13 protein-coding genes and 1 pseudogene are annotated in these 18,209 nt (G+C 61.3%); 5 read left to right on the top strand and 9 right to left on the bottom strand.

The genetic code is table 11. The features are described from left to right. Positions 1-175: 175 nt before the first annotated feature. Genes Mal64_RS03330 through sbnA form a run of 4 tightly spaced genes read right to left on the bottom strand, consistent with a single transcriptional unit; the run spans position 176 to position 5,170 of the window. Positions 176-934 (bottom strand): DUF3891 family protein, encoded by a 759-nt coding sequence (locus Mal64_RS03330; protein ID WP_146397021.1) that lies wholly within the window; start codon positions 932-934, stop codon positions 176-178. Further along, positions 931-2,451, bottom strand: coding sequence for a Y4yA family PLP-dependent enzyme (locus Mal64_RS03325; protein ID WP_231993567.1), 1,521 nt, complete (start codon positions 2,449-2,451; stop codon positions 931-933). Before Mal64_RS03325 ends, Mal64_RS03330 begins: the two co-directional genes overlap by 4 nt. Beyond that, positions 2,448-4,145, bottom strand: coding sequence for an FAD/NAD(P)-binding protein (locus Mal64_RS03320; RefSeq protein ID WP_146397018.1), 1,698 nt, complete (start codon positions 4,143-4,145; stop codon positions 2,448-2,450). Before Mal64_RS03320 ends, Mal64_RS03325 begins: the two co-directional genes overlap by 4 nt. Beyond that, positions 4,142-5,170, bottom strand: a complete 1,029-nt coding sequence (gene sbnA, locus Mal64_RS03315) for a 2,3-diaminopropionate biosynthesis protein SbnA (protein WP_146397015.1) — start codon at positions 5,168-5,170, stop codon at positions 4,142-4,144. Before sbnA ends, Mal64_RS03320 begins: the two co-directional genes overlap by 4 nt. Before the next feature lie 355 nt (positions 5,171-5,525). Here sbnA and Mal64_RS20380 point away from each other — a divergent pair, with 355 nt between their 5' ends. Both Mal64_RS20380 and Mal64_RS20375 read left to right on the top strand, forming a co-directional pair. Further along, positions 5,526-5,930, top strand: a complete 405-nt coding sequence (locus Mal64_RS20380; RefSeq protein ID WP_391570411.1) for a transposase — start codon at positions 5,526-5,528, stop codon at positions 5,928-5,930. Beyond that, positions 5,867-6,226: pseudogene (locus Mal64_RS20375) on the top strand (transposase). Before Mal64_RS20380 ends, Mal64_RS20375 begins: the two are co-directional and overlap by 64 nt. A gap of 20 nt (positions 6,227-6,246) precedes the next feature. Here Mal64_RS20375 and Mal64_RS03305 read toward each other — a convergent pair. The 3 genes from Mal64_RS03305 to Mal64_RS03295 all read right to left on the bottom strand — a co-directional run bounded on the left by Mal64_RS03305 (position 6,247) and on the right by Mal64_RS03295 (position 12,210). Further along, the gene (locus Mal64_RS03305; RefSeq protein WP_146397012.1) at positions 6,247-9,555 is read right to left on the bottom strand and encodes an efflux RND transporter permease subunit; all 3,309 of its coding nucleotides are present in this window, start codon (positions 9,553-9,555) and stop codon (positions 6,247-6,249) included. A 24-nt stretch (positions 9,556-9,579) separates the two neighbouring features. Continuing rightward, entirely contained in the window at positions 9,580-11,589 is a 2,010-nt protein-coding gene (locus Mal64_RS03300) for an efflux RND transporter periplasmic adaptor subunit (protein ID WP_197525398.1), read from the bottom strand. A gap of 108 nt (positions 11,590-11,697) precedes the next feature. After that, entirely contained in the window at positions 11,698-12,210 is a 513-nt protein-coding gene (locus Mal64_RS03295) for a hypothetical protein (RefSeq protein ID WP_146397002.1), read from the bottom strand. Between the two features lie 412 nt (positions 12,211-12,622). Between Mal64_RS03295 and Mal64_RS19620 the strand changes: the two genes are divergently transcribed. Then, positions 12,623-12,805: a hypothetical protein gene (locus Mal64_RS19620; protein ID WP_197525397.1), complete on the top strand. Its 183-nt coding sequence runs from the start codon at positions 12,623-12,625 to the stop codon at positions 12,803-12,805. A gap of 119 nt (positions 12,806-12,924) precedes the next feature. On the opposite strand, the gene Mal64_RS03285 is transcribed toward Mal64_RS19620, so the two are convergent. Further along, entirely contained in the window at positions 12,925-14,250 is a 1,326-nt protein-coding gene (locus tag Mal64_RS03285; RefSeq protein ID WP_146396994.1) for a TolC family protein, read from the bottom strand. A 686-nt stretch (positions 14,251-14,936) separates the two neighbouring features. Between Mal64_RS03285 and Mal64_RS03280 the strand changes: the two genes are divergently transcribed. Together Mal64_RS03280 and Mal64_RS03275 are read left to right on the top strand one after the other, a co-directional pair. Then, positions 14,937-16,277, top strand: a complete 1,341-nt coding sequence (locus Mal64_RS03280) for a hypothetical protein (RefSeq protein ID WP_146396991.1) — start codon at positions 14,937-14,939, stop codon at positions 16,275-16,277. 133 nt (positions 16,278-16,410) lie between these two features. Beyond that, positions 16,411-17,130, top strand: a complete 720-nt coding sequence (locus Mal64_RS03275) for a lamin tail domain-containing protein (RefSeq protein ID WP_146396988.1) — start codon at positions 16,411-16,413, stop codon at positions 17,128-17,130. Between the two features lie 770 nt (positions 17,131-17,900). On the opposite strand, the gene Mal64_RS03270 is transcribed toward Mal64_RS03275, so the two are convergent. After that, positions 17,901-18,176 (bottom strand): hypothetical protein, encoded by a 276-nt coding sequence (locus Mal64_RS03270; RefSeq protein ID WP_146396985.1) that lies wholly within the window; start codon positions 18,174-18,176, stop codon positions 17,901-17,903. Positions 18,177-18,209 lie beyond the last annotated feature (33 nt).

The raw sequence follows: 18,209 nt of genomic DNA, 5'->3' as shown, positions 1-18,209 counted from the left end.
AGCCGAGCGTCTACACCTATGAGCAAACCGCTCTAACGCAATAATGCGCACTCGATCGAAGAGGCCGAGGCGCAAGGACCACCAAGGTCGAAGAGATCGTTTGCCGTGAGCGGCTAGGTGGGGCGCTCAAGCATGACGAGAGTTCGGCGTGGTGGTCTCGTGACTTCGAGGCGAATCACGGCATTTCAACAGATCGCTCAAACTCGTACCTGCGTACATGTGTGGTGCAGTCACGCAATGCTTGCTCCAATTGCTCATCGTCTTCAAAGGCAAGCCGCGTCAGTCGATGCACTTCGACCGTCGCCTCAAACTTGGCCGTACCGAACAACCAAGGGTTAATCCTCAGATTGCCGGAGTCATCCTGGCTTAGGTCAACGCGCGTGCCGTTTGCGAAAGTGATGACTTCCAAGTTCCGTCCTATGGAGGGAATGCGGTCCTGGCAGAGAATCAGCGAGCACCGATCGCACCAACGCATGATGTCGTAAGCGATCTGTAAGTCGTCTCGGTCGAGCTCCAACTCATCGAGAACGTGTTCGCGATGTTGTCGCTCGTTCGCCAACAACTCTTTCAAAGAATCCGACGCCGCATCCTTTTCGCCATAGAGAAACTCCGCGTGCTGAGACTCCAGCAGACCGGTCCACCTGTGCTTGCGGTACGCATTTTCAAGACAATCGCGGGTTTTTTCGTAACGCTGCTCGGCCGATAGTTCGACCGCCGTGAAGTCCTTCGGAGCCCCGGCCTGAGTGAGGTAGCGGCGGTCTCCGGGTTGAAACGCGACTTGTCCGTCGTCATGCGTGGCGATTGCAGTGACGGTTTCCAACCAGAAAGGGCATCGACGGTCCTCTGCAAACTCGCTTGCAAGCTTGGCTGCCAACAAACCGTGCGCTGGCTGGAAAACTATGTCCCAACCCTCGTCTGTTGGGTTGACGATCATGGCGCCGTCTTTCTCTTTGCCCTGTCGTTCTCGTCGATTCCATCGAGACTAAGAAGCGAAGGCGTGGATCGGTCGTATACTGCGTTCTTGGCGAGCGGAAACTGATGCGATCTGCTCTCGAGGAAGTGCATGAAGTAGCCAGCAGTGTTCGGCAGCACGACTAGGTCTCCAACGCCGATCCCTTCCGGAAAGACCAATTTCCGTTTCACGATCAGATCCGACTCGGTGCAGTAAGCGCCGAACAGGTAGCCTGACTGGTTTGCAGGCAGAGCGACTCGAGCCTCCGTGGCGCGCGCCCTGACCAGTAGCGGATCTACAAAAAAGTCAGCGCTCGACGTTCGGCACTGCGTGCCGTTCATCGATAGCAAGATCGCGCCCGCTCCGTCGTTCAAAGCTTTGACGCCCTCGACCCTGGCGATCGTGAGTCCCGCGTTGTCCAGTAGACTCCGTCCTGGTTCGCATCGGAGTTCGAGCTGTCGCGTGGCCAAAGCTTGGGCGATCGGCTCGCCATCGATCTCCGCATCGAGGACTGCGGCAAGCCACGCGTCCCAAGCGGGCTGCTGGAAGAAAGGATACGCCTTGGGTTCGCCCAGCACACGGTTGGCGTCTACCGTTCGCCCCAGCGGATCGTTGCGGTAGGTGATCTCACCGCGTTGCTCGGTAAGGGCGCGTTGGTGCTCACGCCAGAATCGCGACCAATCGGCTTCGTTATTTAGGTAGCAGACCGGTAGGCCGCCGCCGATGTCAATAAATGAGATAGGTGCGCCGGCTTCGCGCAACGAGTCGACAAAAGGGATCAGTTGCTGGATGGCCGATACGCGTTGAGAACCCGAGTATCCGTCGAGGTGAAAATGCAGGCCTGTGATGCTGCGCAGGCTCTCGGGATGGTCGTCGAGGCGGCGCAGCAGCTCGGGGATCTGGTCCATATCGAATCCAAACCGCGAGCGAAGTTTGTTCCCGCCATGGAGGAAACCGCTCATGCGGAGTGCTAGTCGGGCAGTACTACTTTCTCCCCGCTGTATGTTCTCAATGGCCGACAACTCCTGGAAGTTGTCGACGGCAATCGTTGCACCAACAGAGACGCACCGTTCTAGCAGTCCGCGATTCTTGACGGCCGCCGTGCAGATGATGTTCGACGGCTTAGCGCCGCGATCGAGCGACTGAAGCAGTTCCTCCTCGCTCGCGCAGTCGAGCCCCAGATGAGCGTCAATCGCGGCGTCGACGAAAGCGAGGCACTTGTTGGCTTTTCTAGCAAAAAACGGACGGAACTGTACGCCCCGCTCCTGCGTGATCCTGATCATTTCCGATGCATTTCGAATGAAATGCTCGGGATTGACGACGTTCAGCGGAGAACCGTGTTGAGCAATCCATTGGTGGAGTCGGGCGTCCCGCAGCAAGTCCACCATCCAATCGGAGACGCGTCCAGGAAGCGGCGCCGCACCATGACACCCATCACGCATTCCGTCGATCATGTCGTTGGATGCCCGCTCAAGATCATAGGTACCGATGACGCTCACGACGCGCTCCCTTCGGGTTGCCTTGACTTCTGAAAAATGCACCGAGCCCACCGGGACGATTGGTCGTGCAGCCGAGGGTTCAGTGTGTCGTTGCCCAAGACGGACCCCTCCGTAGGCCGACCGACAAGCGTCAATCCATGCAGGGTCGTGCCCGCCGTGGTGATGGGGCGGCCCGACCGGTCGACACGATAGCCGCAGCCGCTGGCATGGGGTGTCAGGGCTCCCGCCTTTGCGAGCGAGCTGAGCGGGCCACAAGGATGTGAGGCTGCCGGGTTGGGCAGGACTGCATTCACGTGGTGATCGATCGACTTGGGAGCGTCACCGTGGTTGGCGCCTATAGCTATTGAGTTGGCTCCGTGGGGGCCTACGTGTCCTTGCAGGTAGGCAAGATCGACGAGTCCGCAATCGATCAGCGACAAGAGCTTGCAGCAGTTCTCTACAGGTGGTCCGAACGCGACACGCTCCATCTCACTGGCTACGATGCGGAAGCGAGGCCAAGATTCAGCGTCCAGGCCGTCATGGCTGATGATTTTCACTAGCGATGGATAAAGCCTGCGCCATGCTTCGCCAACAGCCCAGGCGGCATCGGGACTCCGCACTCCGGTGGCGACCTCGACCGAGCTAACGAGCTGTTCCCGGAATTCTTTCGCTGTAGGCCGGTTGTGAAGCCGCGACTCGAACCACCGCCCAGCACCGATACCACCGCTCGCTTGTAAGGCGTCCTCGGCGGCCAAGACTACCACCGGCCAAATCTCTTCCGCGAAGTGGATGGGGCGGTTTTCCTCTGCGAGCTTCACAAGTTGGCTGGCGTATTGCCGCCACAAGTTCGCAAGAGGGGGTACAGACATCTTTTGAGAGATCGGCTTGGCCAGCATCGGCCGGCCGCTGCGAGAGTAAGGGTAGATGACTGCTGGCTCACCCATGGAAGGCTGGTATCGCCAAACTTTGCTGTCTTGCCGAAACGTTCCTCCCCGACCCTCGGTAAGGGCAAGGATCGCGTCGATGGCCGTCAGGCCGATTCCACGGAGGGCTACACGGCTTCCGGCCAGCGCCGCTGTGGGGGAGAGCTGCTGCAATGTTGGGTAGACATGGGGTATATCAAAGGGAGTGTCTCGATTAGACGCAGCCCCCCCGGCACGCCACCCTTCGTGCCCCACCGCGAGCAAGACTTCGTCGATGCATTCAACTCTTCGGCCGCCTTTGGTGATAATGTCCCATCCCGATTTGACTTCGATCAGTCCAGTAACCGACTGTTTCAGCAGAGCAACGGTTGCGTGCTGCGATAGACGGGCGATTACCGTCTGATAGCAGGCGTGCAAGTACTCGCCAACAATCGCGCGTGGCACGAACTGTTCAGCACTGGCGAGCTTCGGGTGATGCCGTTGCAGCCACTGCAGAAGAGTAGGGCCGTCATCCTCGCTCCGCCACATATTGATGTGCTTAGCAGCGAAGTTCATCCGCAAGTAGTGCGGCTGCCGTGGGTTGTAGACGAGACCGGCGCCGGGGTATTCGGCGGGTTCGAAGACCGAGATGTGCATCGACCTACCGGTGTTTCGCTTGTCGAGCTCATAGGCTAAACGCTCGAGGCAAAACAACCCCTTAGGACCGCAGCCGACCACGGCGATTCGCAACGGCGCTGCAGGGTAGTGGGGGTTGCATGCGGCGTGAGGTACGACTCGATCGAGCACGGTCATGCTTGCCTCGCTTCAACCGGAATCTGGTCGTCGGCGTGAACAAGTGAAGCCAGCTCATCCGCAGCGAGGCCCAAGTTCGCTTCGACCCACACGTCATCGTAAACCGTATCTAGGTAGCGTGTCCCAGAATCGTGCAGCACGGCGACCACCGTTTGGCCAGCTAGTTGCTCTCGCATCCTTCTGATGGCCGAAAGCACCCCGCCGCCGGAACCGCCTGCCAGAATCGCTTCACGGTAAGCCAGCCGGCGGCATTCAACCACGCAGTCGAGGTCCGATACCCGTTGCACCTGCGTTTGCATATTGTCTCGGGCGAGGGGCGGGACCCGTCCCGCGCCGAGCCCGGGGATTAACCGCGGTCCTGGGCTCCCGCCGAACAGCACGCTGCCCGCGGCGTCCACCGCAATAAGCCGTGCTTGTCGCCCATGTGCTTGCAGAAACTCCTGGCAGCCTTGCAGCGTGCCCGTGCTGCTCACCGCCACAAAAATGTAATCATAGGCGCCGCCCAATTGTTCATCGATCTCGGCAATAGTCCCGGTCTGATGGGCTCGAGGATTCTCTAGGTTGGCATATTGGTTCGGCCAGAAGCTGTTGGGGGTCGTTTCAAGGAGGTGGCACAAGCGTGCTAGTCGCGCACGGAGGAAATCGCCTTGCAGGGGTGTCGTTACCATGTCGACCTGGGCGCCGAAAGCCTTCAGCATCGCCAAATTCTGCGGTTGCGTCCTCGGGTCGACGACACAGATCAAAGGCAGCTTGTAATAACGGCACGCCTGCGCCAGCCCGATTCCCATATTTCCTGAGGTGGACTCGATCACCGTCGTCCCCTCATGCACCAATCCCGCCGCCATCGCCGTCTCGATCATCTGTTTTGCGGGTCGATCTTTAGCACTGCCCCCTGGGTTGAAGGCTTCCAGTTTGGCATGGAGGTGACCACCACTGAGCTCGATGTGGCGGGTCAATTCCACAAGAGGCGTCCAGCCTATTGCCGAGAGGATGCCATTCCCGGAAGGGCGTTCTTGACGATTCATGTGTGCCTCGGGGCGAGCCGCTAGGGGGCGGAGCTGTCTATCCAGATCGCCCTCTGTATGCAAAACGCGCGCCACGTGCTCCATTGTCGACTCGAATAGCTCGCAAGCCCGGTCAGCCTAGCGGCTGTAGCGACGACTGCACGTCGGAGGAGTCGACCTGCTCGATCTCTTAGAACGTGTCCCGGGTAGCGCCGGATGAGAAAAGCCGCTACGGTTCCCCCTTTGGACTGCCATCCAATGACGGAGGAACCGCAGCGTGCTCAAGGAGAAGAAGTATCCCAGCGACCAGACCGACGCACAATGACGTTTGATCAAGCGGCTGCTGCCCGAGTGGAGCGGCTGCGGACCCGAGCCGATGTGCCGGCGGTGGGTGATCGACGCGATCCTGTACGTCGCTCGCACTCCGCCTGAGGCGGACCAGTGGCGGCAGCTGCCGAGCGACTTACCGAACTGGAAAACCGTCTACAACACCTTTTGGAACTGGCGGAACGACGGGACGTGGCGGCGCCTTCATGACGCCTTGCGGGAGAAAGCCCGCAAGGCGGCCGGCAAGAAGCCCACGCCGACCGCCGCGGTCGTCGCAGCCAGTCGGTCCGCACGGCGGAAGGGGGCGAGTTGCGGGGCTACGACGCGGGGTAGAAGATCACCGGCCGCAAGCGGCACATCGCGGTCGACACGTTGGGGCTGCTGCTGTCGATGGTGGTCCACCCGGCCAGCATGCAGGATCAGGACGGGGCGTGCTTCGTGCTCGCCCGGATGAGAGGGCGATTCAAGCGGCTGAAAGTGGTGTTCGCCGACAGCGCCTACGGCCGCAGCGGGCTGCCCGATTGGACCCAATAGGCCTTCGGCTGGGTGCTGCAAACGGTCTTGCGGCCGGTGGGGGTCAAGGGCTTCGTGGTGTTGCCGAAGCGGTGGATCGTCGAGCGTACGTTCGCCTGGCTCGGCCGCTGCCGGCGTTACAGCAAGGACTACGAGAAGACCGCCGCCAGCAGCGAGGCGTTCGCCTACATCGCCATGATCAACCTCATGTCACGACGCCTCGCTCGCGGTAATTAGTTCACACTCGGGACGCGTTCTTACTCTTTTTGCTTGTCGAACTGCTCGGCGATCCGCAGCACCTCCGGTTCGTCGGGCCCCTCCTGCCCGGCCGCGAACCGGCCTGCGTAGGCCTTCCGTCCGAATTTGAAGAAGAGTGCGGGGGTTACGATCTGGTCGAGTAGGGTCGAGCTGATGAGTCCGCCGATCACGACGATCGCGAGCGGGTGGAGGATTTCTTTGCCGGTTTCACCGGCGCCGAGCGCCAATGGCACGAGGCCGATCGTTGTTGTGAGCGCGGTCATCAGCACCGGCGCGAGCCGCTCCAGGCTGCCGCGAATAATCATCGGTTCGCCAAACTCTTCCCCCTCGAACCGCATCAGGTGGAGGTAGTGCGAGATCATCATGATGCCGTTCCGGCTGACGATGCCGACCAGGGTGATGAATCCAACCCAGTGGGCGACCGAGAGCGTCGAAGCCTCGACCCACACACGCGGCAGCTCCCACCAGGCGGCGGCTTGGACCGCCTCGGGCGTTGGCCAACTCGTCAACAGCAGCGCCGCCACCGCACCGATCGCGGCGAGCGGGATGTTGACCATCACCTGCAGTGCGGCGCGCCACGACTGCAGGCACTTGTAGAGCAACAGGAAAACGCTCAGCACCGACATCGAACCCCAGAACATCAACTGACGGTTGGCCTGCATCTGGGCCTCGAACTGACCGCCGTAGTCGATGAAGTAGCCTTCTTCGAGCGTGACCGACTCCGCGACGCGTCGCTTGATGTCCCCGACGACGCCCGCCAAGTCGCGGCCGGCCGTGTTGGCTTGCACGACGATGCGGCGCGTCACGTTCTCGCGATTGATGGTGTTCGGGCCGGTGGTTTGGACAACGTCCGCGACACTGCCGAGAGACACTTGCGCTCCCGAAGGGGGGCTGATCAGCGTCGAGCGGATCGCGTCGACGTTGTTGCGGGCCGACTCGTCGAACCAGACGACCAAGTCGAAAGTCCGCTGTCCTTGCAAGACCTGCGAGACGACACGCCCCTGCAGGGCGGTTTCCATCGCTTCGGCGACCTCGTCGGGGGTGAGTCCGTACCGGGTCGCTTCCTCGCGGCGGATCGTCACCTGCACCTGCGGGATCTCGACCTGCGGTTCGATTTGCAGGTCGACCGCCCCCTCCACCTCAGAGACCGCCAGCGCAACCTCGTAGGCCTTGTCGCGGAGGACCTGCAAGTCGGGTCCGTAGAGTTTCACGGCGATCTGGGCGCGGATGCCGGACATGATGTGGTCGAGTCGGTGCGAGATCGGCTGGCCGATGTTGAACACGACGCCCGGCATCTCCGAGAGCGTGTCGCGGATTTCGGCCAGCACCTCCTCGCGTGGCCGCCCTTGCTCCGCCTCTCCGAGCCACTTGAGCCCGGGGACGGCGCGCAGCACCGCGTTGTGCCAGCCCGGCTTGGGGAGGCTGTGCTCGGCGAGCGTGGCGTCGATTTCCGAGAAGTTCACGTTCTCCGCGTGCTCGTCCAATTCCGCCCGGCCGGTCCGCCGGGCGACGTGCGTGACCTCGGGGATCGCCAGCAACATCATCTCGACCCGCTGGCCGATACGGTTCGACTCCTGCAGGTTGGTTCCCGGTGGGGCGGTCGCGCCGATCGTCAGCGTCCCCTCGTTAAACTCCGGCAGGAATTCGCCCCCCATCCAGAGAATGGCCGAGCAGGAGACTAGCACGCAAACGAGAACGACGCTCAGCACCGCGGTCGTGTGCTTGAGCGTGAACCGGAGCAGACGCGTGTCGATCGCCTTGAGCACGTGGAGCAGCAGCGGGTCGCCCTCCCGCTCCAGGAACTTGGCTCGCGGGAGCAGGTACGACGAGAGCACCGGCGTGACGGTCAGCGAGACGACTAGCGACGAAACGAGCGTCATCAGGTAGGCCAGCCCAAGCGGCGCGAACATGCGGCCTTCGAGGCCGGCCAGCGAGAAGAGCGGGAACACCACCAGCACGACGATCAGCGTCGCGTAGACGATGCTGTTGCGCACCTCGGCCGAGGCGAGGAAGATCACCTTCAGCGGGTTGTCCGGGCTCGCCTTCGCGCGATTCTCCTTCAGCCGCCGGTAGATGTTCTCGATGTCGACGATCGAGTCGTCGACCAGTTCGCCGATGGCGACCGCCACGCCGCCGAGCGTCATCGTGTTGATCGAGATGCCGAAGTAGTCGAACGCGAGCGCGGTGACGATGACCGACAGCGGGATCGCGGTGATCGTGATGGCGCTCGTGCGGAGGTTCCACAAGAACACGAACAAGATGACGATGACCCAGATGGCGCCGTCGCGGATCGCTTCGACGACGTTGCCGATCGCCACGTTGATGAAGGTCGCCTGCTTGAAGACGTCCTTGTCGATGACGACGTCCGAAGGCAGTGTCGCCTGGATCCCGTCGAGCGTGCCGCCGATGGTCTCGGTCAGGGCGAGCGTGTCCGCTCCTGGTTGCTTTTGCACCGACATGATGACGGCCGGTTCGCCGTTGACGCTCCCTTCACCGCGTTTGACCGGTCCCGCGAAGACGACTTCGGCGACCTGGCCCACGGTGATTGGGACGGGTTCTCCGGTCCGCACCACGGTCTGTTCGATCTGGTCGAGTGTTGTCGCCCGACCGATGATCCGGATCAGCGACTCCTGGTCCTTGCCGAGCAGGAAGCCGCCCCCCATCACCGTGTTCGACTGCCGCACCGCGTCGGTGAGCTGGTCGATGGTGACGTCGAACTCGGCGAGACGCTCGGGCGAGGTAAGCACCTGGTACTGCTTCATCTCGCCCCCCATGACGGTGACCTGCGAGACGCCGCCGATGCCGAGCAATCGCCGCCGGACGACCCAGTCGGCGAGCGTGCGGACCTCCATGTTGCTGGTTTCGCCGGTGGAGTGCATGCCGACGAGCATGATCTCGCCCATGATGGAAGTGATCGGGGCCATGGTCGGGTTCATGCCCTCCGGCAGCCGCGTGCGCACGAGCTGCAGCTTCTCTGAGACGACCTGCCGATCGACGTAGATGTCGGTGCCCCAGTCGAATTCGACCCAGACGATCGAGATGCCGATGCCCGACGCCGACCGGACGCGGCGGACGCCCGTGGCGCCGTTCATCGCCGATTCGAGCGGGAAGGTCACAAGGGCCTCCACCTCCTCGGGCGCGAGGCCGTGCGCCTCGGTCATGATCGTGACCGTGGGACGGTTCAGGTCTGGGAAGACATCGATCGGCAGCCGCAAGGCGCGGTAGCCGCCGATGGCGACCAGCAGCACGACCGCCGCCATCACCAGCAGGCGGTTGTTCAGCGAGAAGGCTATGATTCGGTTCAGCATCGATGGGGGTCCGGTCGGTGTGGTCTAGCGTGCATTGTCCAGCCGGTGGCGACGCGCCTCGGCGACTTCGACCCGGTTGATCTCGATCCGCGCGAGCATGCCCTCGATCAGGCGGCCATCGGAGTTGTCGACTTCCACCCAGACCGGCAGCACGCGCTCGCTCGCATCGAGCACCGGCGAGACTCGGACCACTCGCCCCTCGACCCGGACCCCCGGCAAGGCGTGGAAGGTGACCGAAACGGGCTGACCGGTCGTGACGCCGGCGGCGTCGCGTTGGAAGACGTAGCCCTTCACCCACAACGTCGAGCGGTCGTGGATCTCGAAGAGCGGCGTGTCGGCGTCGACGATCTGCCCCGGTACGATGCCGAACGCCGCGACCTCGCCATCGATCGCGGCGCGGATCGAGACGCTGCGTACGAGCGCCACGTCACAGTCCTGGGACGAAAGGTCGACCGACAGCACCCGGTCCACTTCGTCTTGCCCGACGCCCAGCATTCCGAGGCGCCTGGCGAGGCTCGCGACCCGGTTCTCAAGCACCCGCTGGTCGGTTTGCAGCTGCCAGAGTTCTTTCTTGGAGAGCAAGTTCTGGGACGCGAGCCGCTCCAGACGCCCGGCACGCTCGCGGGTCCATGCGAGCTTCGATTGGCTCTCCAGCAGCTCGCCTTGCAGGTTTCGCAGTTGGAGGCTTTCTACCTCGGCCAAGACCTGACCCGCTTTCACTGGCTGGCTGTGGTTGACGAGGATGCGGCCGACGCGTCCTTCCAGGCGGGCGCTGGCCAGCGCCTTGCGGTCGGTTGGCAACTCGACCGTGCCTTGGATAACGACCGGCTTCGGCGCGGCGCCTCCGCTCGCCGGGACCTCCGGATGGGCTTCCATCTTGGGCGGCGTCCGCGAGCCGCTTGAGGTGGGCGTCTCGTTGGCGAAGAGCGAGAAGAGCACGTGGTTGCCGTTCACAACGACCCGGTCGCCCGGGAACAACCCGTCCAGGATTTCCACTTGGTCTTCCCGCCGCAGGCCGATCTCGACCGGCTTCCGCACGTACTTGCCCTCGCCGCGGTTGACCAGCACGTACTCCGAGCCAAGGTAGCGGATGATCCCGTCGGTCGGGCAGACGATCGCCTCCTCGGACCGTGCGGTCTCAACCCACATCTGCCCGAACATCCCAGGACTGAGCAGCCCGTCCGTGTTGCTGATCAAAACCGCCACGTGGCGGGTGCGGCGGGTCTCGTCCATCTTGAGGTGCAGGTGATCGACAACGCCGGTGAACTGCTGATCGGGCAGCTCCTTGAACCGCACGACCGCGGGCTGCCCCGGTAGGACGGCGGCGGACTCCCCTTCGAGCACGTCGCCGACCACCCAGACCCGTGATGGATCGACAACGTGAAACAGGTGCTCGGTCGTCTTGACGACCTGCCCGACCCGCACGTCGGCCTCTGCAACCACACCCGACAACGGGCTGACGAGGGCGAACTCCGTTACCGGCTGCTGGCTCTGTCGCACCCTCGCAAGCAACCCTTGCGAGAGCCCGAGCGCCCGCAGCTTGCACTGCACGACTTCCAACTCGGTCGTCCGCTGTCGAACCGATGCTTCGGTTTCCAGGGCCGCGCTGCCGGTGATCACGCCACGCTCCGCCAGGGGGCGTTGCCGCGCGAGCTTCTCTTCTTCCAGACGCAGCTCCGCGTCGGCTTGCAGCATCGCCAGCTGCAACGCCTCCAGTTCCAGGCTTTCGACGCTCGCCAGTTCCTGCCCCGCTTCGACCCGGTCGCCGGGGCGGACGAACAGCCGAGCGATCCGTCCCGGCACTTGGGTCGTGACCATCGCCTGCATCCGCCACGGCGCCTCGACGTGGGCGTTGCACTCCACGCGACGCGTCATGTCGGCCAGCGTGACCTTGCCGGTCTGCAGGTCGATCGCCTTCCGCGCTCCCTCAGAGAGCAAGAGCTGGTCTCCGGAAACGGTGAGCCCCTTCGTTGGCAGCGCGGCGTGCCCCTCGTGGGCGTTTGATGCGCGCACGCCGAGCGACAAGTCGCTCAAAACCACGAAGGCCAATAGCGCGACGCAGCGCCACGGCCAGAAACAAATTCGGACGTGCTCACACATTCTGACATTCTGGGGAAACAAAGGAGTCCGTGGCGTCCGGTGTTAATTCGTCTGCACGCCTTCGAGCTGCTCGATGGCGGTCTGGATGTCGTCGGCGACCGTCTCGTACTCGGCGGCCTCGCCCCCGTCGATCCTGGCGTGGACCTCGCCCAACAGCTCGCGGACGCGCTGGGCCGACATGTTGATCGTCTCCCACTCCGACTTGGGGACATCGTTCTCACGCGCCACCGTCGTCAGGTGGCCCAGCACGATGTCCAGCTCGTCGAGAGGGCGGTGCGCCCCGGGCGGGTTGCCGGCCGCGATGGCGTCGCGGATCGAGTCACGCAGGCTCTTCACCTTCGCAATCGCTTCGCTGTAGCTAGTCAGCCCGCCCTTGAGGGACTCGATCTCCGCTTCGGTCATCGGGGCATCGTGCGGGTCGAACTCTTCAGCGCCCCCTTCGTCAGCAGGGGCAGGCTCCGCGGTGGCGGGGGGGGATGGCTCTTGGCTGCAGCCGACCAGCAGCGGCGTGACGGGCAGAGCGAGGACGACAACAAACGCGTAAGAAAACTTCATCGGAGAAATCCTTTCCAGGTACGGAGGCAGGCAGCTAGGATCGCCGCATCGAATGCGCAGCACTCGACAGCGGACGGGTTCGTAGAGCGGGGCGGCAGAGGGCCGCGCGAGACTAAATCAGCAGCACGCCGGTGCGCTCACAGCGCGCGCATTCACACAGAAGGGGCGTGTCGACTTGCGGGCGGAGCGACGGCATGGACGGCATGGACGTTTCCGCTGCTGCGCAGCGGAATGAGTCAACGTCGCCGCGAAGCAGGAGCAGCAGGTCGTTTGGCCCGAGCTGACCGAGAACGACCGGCGTGGCGGCTCTCGCCTCGCTCAGCAAGATCGGTGGCTCTGGCAGGCGGTCGTCACCGTCGTGCTCGTCCGGAGCCGGCACTGTAAACTCCAACCCATACAGACTGATGTGGGAGTGGCTTACTGCGCCGGGGGCAATCCGCGCCTCAGCGGCTCGATGAAGCGGCTGTGGTCCGTGGTCGTGATGATGGCCCTGTTCGGCGTGGCCCGCGGTATCGGTCACCGCAGGATGCGTGTGGGCGTCGTCCCCGCCGGCGTGGGCGTGGCTATAACCATGCGCAGCCACTCCGCTCGATAGCACGGCGATTGCTATCAGCACACGGATCGTTCTGTCGGCCGGGAGTGGGAGCAAAGCTTGTGCTGTGAACGAAGGAGATGGGAAACTCTATTTATGCTATCCATAGACACATCTCTCGGCTACGGCAGTTTCAGGCTGCCGGTTAGCAGGAGTCCCTCGATCTCGGCAGATGTCTCGCGGACCGCCTGAAGCGTGTCTAGGTACGCCAAACTCGTTTGGAAGTAGGTCCGCTGCGTTGTCAGCACGGTCAGGTAGTCGACCTCCCCCTCCCGGAAGCCAGCATCGACCAGCTCCAGTGCTTCCGTCGCGCTCGGCAGAACGCTGGTCTGATATACTTCGGCCTGTTTACGAGCGACTTCGTACGCGCCAAACACGGCCGCCAGGCGGTTCGCGAGATCCAATTCGACCCGCTGCAGGTTGCGCCGCGCTACACGCAGCTCGGCCTTGGCTTTCGCGATGTTGCCTTGGTTCCGGTTGAACAGCTGCAGGGGCACGCCCACCTGCACCGAGGTCACGGTGTCGTCGGTCGCGTCGTCGTACTGGATCGCCACCTGACCGGTGATGTCGGGCGCCCGCCCCGCGCAGGCCCGATCGACCGCCCACCGGGCGCGTTCTACTCCGATCGCGGCGACCGCGACCTCGGGACTCTCCGCACGCAGACGCGCAACCGCCCCTTCCCAGGTGAGACTGGGGATCGCGGCGGCCGGGTCGCCGGCAAGCGGCGCTCGTTGCAGGTTCGCCACGCCCACAAACGTCATCAGCTGCCGCCAAGCGACATCGAGCTGGTTCTCGGCGTTGATCTGGTTGAGCCGGATCGTCTGCGCTTCGGTCTTCGCCTGCAGCAGGTTGATGCGGCTCCCCTCGCGGCTCTCCAGCAACATATCAGAACGCTTCACCAGCTCGTCGCTCAGTTCCACCAGTTGGCGTGTGGTTTCGAGCCTCTGCTGTGCGACGAGCGCACGAAAAAAGGCGATCCGCACGTCGGTCAGCACCCGCTGCTGCTGCGCCGCCCAGAGCTGCTGATCGCGCTGGACGTCCTTCGCCGCGACCCGCCGGTTCAGCCCGAGCTTGTTCGCCGTGATGAACTGTTGGCTGACGAAGGCCCCCTGCTGGCCAGCCGCCCCCTCGTTGCCGATCTCGTTGGCGACGTAGCCGACGACCGGGTTCGGCTTCAAACCGACCTGCAAGTACTCACCGCGGGCCGCTTGCACACGCGCGGAAACCTGAGCCAGGGTGGGGTTGTTGGACAGAGCAAGCTCTTCAAGCCTGGCGAGTGTCAACGCTCGATGGCTAAGCGGCTCTACTTGTGGCAAAGCATGTGCATCTGGAGCCCGGCCCGTGAGCAGGAGTTGCTCGACCCCCTGACCCCACGCAAGCGTCGCTGATAGCAACCCGACGCCGATCAGTTGGCAAAGAAGTCGTGCGTGTCGAGAAACCAGGCGCATGGAGCGTCCTTGCCAGCAGGGGAGGTAAAGAGGGAGACCTCCTCGCTATCATCGGCACAACCCCTGCTACTACCATCCCCGGACCGCCCGGAGTTCCGATTGGGCAAACAAGGGCGATGGGGTTGGCCGAAGGAACCCATGGCAACATGGCGCCGGGCGAGGGTCGGAATTCCAAGTTCAGACCGGTCGACCGTCAGCGGGTTGTGGCTCGCAGAATATGCTGCGTTTGCCTCACCCGCGGCCGGTTGCTGACTCAGCGAACTCGCTGAGGTGCCCAAGGCCAGACGAGACCTCCGCAGTTAGTGGGAGACTCTTCAAGCGGTCAGTTGGTCCACCCGCCTGCATGTCCGACAAGCCCAAAGTCTCGGCGGTAGATTGACCGCTGAGGCTCTAAGGCAGACCGTATCGTGTCATCTCCACACTCAATTGCTCCCAGCACGGGCATCCGTTTGTTCGAAGCATCGTTGGGTTGATTTGATACGTCGTCAGGTATTCATCGAAACTTCATTGTGCCTTAGGCAGGTATTCACAAGTTGCATCTAGTGTGACGCACTCTCTTGAGGTATGAGCTACCGATTCGAGGCAACCTAGATCGAACAACCATAGAGAAATCGAGCGTCGCCGCCTCAGATTTCACGACTCGAAACTACTGCGGCAGATGAATGTGACTAATGAGAATAACACACATGCTGTCAGCAAATGCTGGCAATTCGTGGCACGTTGCGTACGTGCTGTTTGTCTTCTGCATGGCGATTGTCTCGACTTCTTCTTCCGCTATAGCCCAGATTCCATCCGCTTACGATATTCAGATCATCGACATCAGTGTGTTGAATCCTCCGGCTGGGAATCCACAAATCCCCAAGGGAATCAATAATGCCGGCCAAGTGCTTTTCGGCGAAAAAAGCGGTGTAAAAGGCGTATGGGACCCGAGCGGTGTTGTTTATCCACTGCCGGTGAATACGGCCGATGCAATAAACAACCACGGCTGGGTCGTTGGCCATGGCCCGCAGACGATTGTCGACCAGGGCATCAAAGACAACGCGGTTGCGGCCGTTTATAACATCTACACCGATACATTGATCGAAGTGCCAACGTGGCTCGACGACCGGCCAGATTTGATCCCGAATGCGGGATCGATTGACCAATACGATGATGACGTCGAAACGAAGTTCTATGGCGTCAACGATCTTGGCATCGCGGTAGGCCGCACCAAGAATGGCGAAGATCCCCGATGGCAGCCGTTCTCTTACGACATCAATTCGGGCGAATACTACCCCTTCAAGCGAACGGTCCCGGTAGGCGACTCAGGTTCCCGTCAAGCTTATCCCGATATAGACGGCAATCACGCGATCAACAACAACAATGTCGCGTTAGGTGACGAAGAACTACGTAGCAACACTGGTCTTGATGTAGTCGTCTGGAACGCGGCCAACGCGGACTACGCCGACATGGAGATCGTGCAACTGCCCGACGGTACGGGCATTGTTCCTGGGCCGGGAGAGAGCAATGGACAATCAATCGCGCTTAACGACAACAACACGGTGCTAATGAGGACGACCGGTGGCACGACCGACTACGTCCTAGTCGATTTTGACCCCTCGACCAATGGCGTTGCGTTTCGCACGGAAATACCATTGCGTTCCGGATACCTCGCCTCCGACCACTTCTTTCATGACATGACAGACTCGGAGGTACTTCTCGGCGAAACTGGCACGAGCACTCCGTCGGGATACGAAACGGAGAACATTCTCTGGACCGATTCGACTGGCTACGTACCTGTTCAGTCGCTTCTCAGTTCGACCTGGTCTGGCTGGACGATAACAGAGGCCTTTTGGATGAACGACAATCATCAGCTGGTCGCTCAGGCATTAGACCCTCTTGGCCAATCGCACACTGTGCTGCTTAACCCTGTCCCAGAGCCCGCTTCTGGGTTGCTCTTACTCTCTGCATTCAGCTCCCTAGTCCTTGGCCAAAGGCTGGGTCGGAAGAGCAAACCAGCTAACAACAGGCATCCAGATTTCGCATAAAAAACGTTTTTCAGGCTCACCGAGTCTACTGTGGCAGTATGCCGCATATTTCTGTATCGGAAGCCACGTTTTACGTGACATTCCTTCACTACCTTGCCGCAACAATTCGCGGCCTACAACTGGCGAGGATCTAATGAAGAAGGTTAGTTTACTGAGCTACACAAGCATTTTTATGTTGGCGATTGGAACTTACGCCAATGCGGGCCTTTTTATTTCTGAAGTCGTCGACGCGACACTTCCAGGCGGCAATCCTAAGTTTGTCGAAATCACGAATTCCGCGAACACCGACTATACCTTCACGGGTGGCGGTATTGCCATCCAGTCGAACGCAAACATCGATCTCGTAATCGATGTCGATCTGACCGGAGTCACAATCACGGCCGGGGACTCTTTCGTCATTCAAACCACCTCCAATGACGGGCAGAATATTTTCGAAAACACATACGGATTCCCGGCCGACCTCTATTCACCAGGATTCTTTAGTAATGGCGACGACCGTTATATTCTCGCCACTGCCGACGATGGAGCCGGGACTCCTCTTGCAACAGTGATTGCCGACATTCATGGCGTCCTCGATACAGATGGATCGGGTGAGCCCTGGGAATATACCGATGGCTTCGCCTACCGACTTCCAACGGTAACTGATGGCAACGGGGGTGTTTTCGATATCAGTGAATGGTACCACTCCGGAGTAAATGGCCTAGAAACGGGAGACGACGCTACTGAACTTCCACTAATCCAAGCTCAGACAACTCCAGGCACCCACACGTTTGGTGTTCCTGAGCCCTCCACCGCGCTACTCGCGCTGGCGAGCATTGTTTGCTTGTCCGGCACGAAGCGTCTGCGGTCGTAGCTGTCTCGCCGCTCACACCTGCCCCAAACTCCCCCTGCATGATGGAAGTGATGTTTTGCGCCGGGACGTTCTATTGAGAAGTTGCGAGTGTGCCAGCATAGCTACAACGACTATCTACTAAGGACACGCTAGTTCCAGGACAATCACCAGACGGTGCAAAGTACTCCGCCAATTCTTCAGCACGGGTTCGTTCGTCTTACGCGAATGAACCCGTGCTTCTTTCTGTCTCGACCCTTGACCGAAGGCCCTTGCTCCGACTGCGGACAGTTCCCAAAATCCGTAGGGCCTGCTTTCGCAACCATTTTACAGCATTTTTCTTCTAACCATCCTTGACTAGGGCGTTTCAGTTCCTTCCACGGTGGAGGTTAGTCTATTAATCGCGAGTTCACCCGATCTCCTGCGCTCTTTCTAATGAAACCGACAGATAAAGTCGGTATTGCCACATTTTTCTCGCCAGACTCGATGAAGTTCATCGGATTTCACTGCCTCGGCCAACAGGAAAATGCGACATCGAGAGCGAGGCATACGGAGGCTCTTACAACTGCCCGCTGAATAAGCGATACGTCCACCCGTCTCTGGCCGAGCAGTACAGCCAATTGCAGGGAAGCGAAGGGGCCACCAACAACAATTTACTGTGACGCGAACTGAGTGAGGTTGCCTCATCCGCGGCGCCGAAGAGCAAGCCCGAATTCGCCGGGGTCGTCTTCACCGATGCGTGTTTGAGGGAGGGGGCGTTGCCGGTACAACGCCGCCATCCCCTCAGGTGGCGCCTAAACGGTCGGCTCGGGAGCTTCGCCCTTGTCCGCCGCTCTCTGGTCCAGTTCGGCGTCGTAGGCCTTCTCCATCAGGCGGGCCGCTCGGAGAAACTCCGTCCCCGACAAGTACTCCGTGTCACGCCACTCGCCTTGGGCGTCGCGGTAGCTCCGCGTGAGCTTGCCCGAGTAGCGGGGGCGGTCGCCTTCCTGCTTCGGTACGTTTCGGAAGATCGCGACCCGCAGGCCGCCGTCGCGGACCTCTTGGACCGGCTTGTTGCTCGTGTTGCTCATCGAGTTACTCCTTCTGTTTGCTGTTTTCGATCT

Source organism: Pseudobythopirellula maris, from assembly GCF_007859945.1.
In the GTDB taxonomy this organism is placed as follows: Bacteria; Planctomycetota; Planctomycetia; order Pirellulales; family Lacipirellulaceae; genus Pseudobythopirellula; species Pseudobythopirellula maris.
This window is presented reverse-complemented; position numbering and strand designations above follow the sequence as displayed.

Bases quoted from the DNA above. Each gene is read 5' to 3' on its own strand.
- Mal64_RS03330 (WP_146397021.1), bottom strand. From the start codon at position 934: ATGATCGTCAACCCAACAGACGAGGGTTGGGACATAGTTTTCCAGCCA.
- Mal64_RS03320 (WP_146397018.1), bottom strand. From the start codon at position 4,145: ATGACCGTGCTCGATCGAGTCGTACCTCACGCCGCATGCAACCCCCAC.
- sbnA (WP_146397015.1), bottom strand. From the start codon at position 5,170: ATGAATCGTCAAGAACGCCCTTCCGGGAATGGCATCCTCTCGGCAATA.
- Mal64_RS20380 (WP_391570411.1), top strand. From the start codon at position 5,526: ATGTGCCGGCGGTGGGTGATCGACGCGATCCTGTACGTCGCTCGCACT.
- Mal64_RS03305 (WP_146397012.1), bottom strand. From the start codon at position 9,555: ATGCTGAACCGAATCATAGCCTTCTCGCTGAACAACCGCCTGCTGGTG.
- Mal64_RS03295 (WP_146397002.1), bottom strand. From the start codon at position 12,210: ATGAAGTTTTCTTACGCGTTTGTTGTCGTCCTCGCTCTGCCCGTCACG.
- Mal64_RS03285 (WP_146396994.1), bottom strand. From the start codon at position 14,250: ATGCGCCTGGTTTCTCGACACGCACGACTTCTTTGCCAACTGATCGGC.
- Mal64_RS03280 (WP_146396991.1), top strand. From the start codon at position 14,937: ATGCTGTCAGCAAATGCTGGCAATTCGTGGCACGTTGCGTACGTGCTG.
- Mal64_RS03275 (WP_146396988.1), top strand. From the start codon at position 16,411: ATGAAGAAGGTTAGTTTACTGAGCTACACAAGCATTTTTATGTTGGCG.
- Mal64_RS03270 (WP_146396985.1), bottom strand. From the start codon at position 18,176: ATGAGCAACACGAGCAACAAGCCGGTCCAAGAGGTCCGCGACGGCGGC.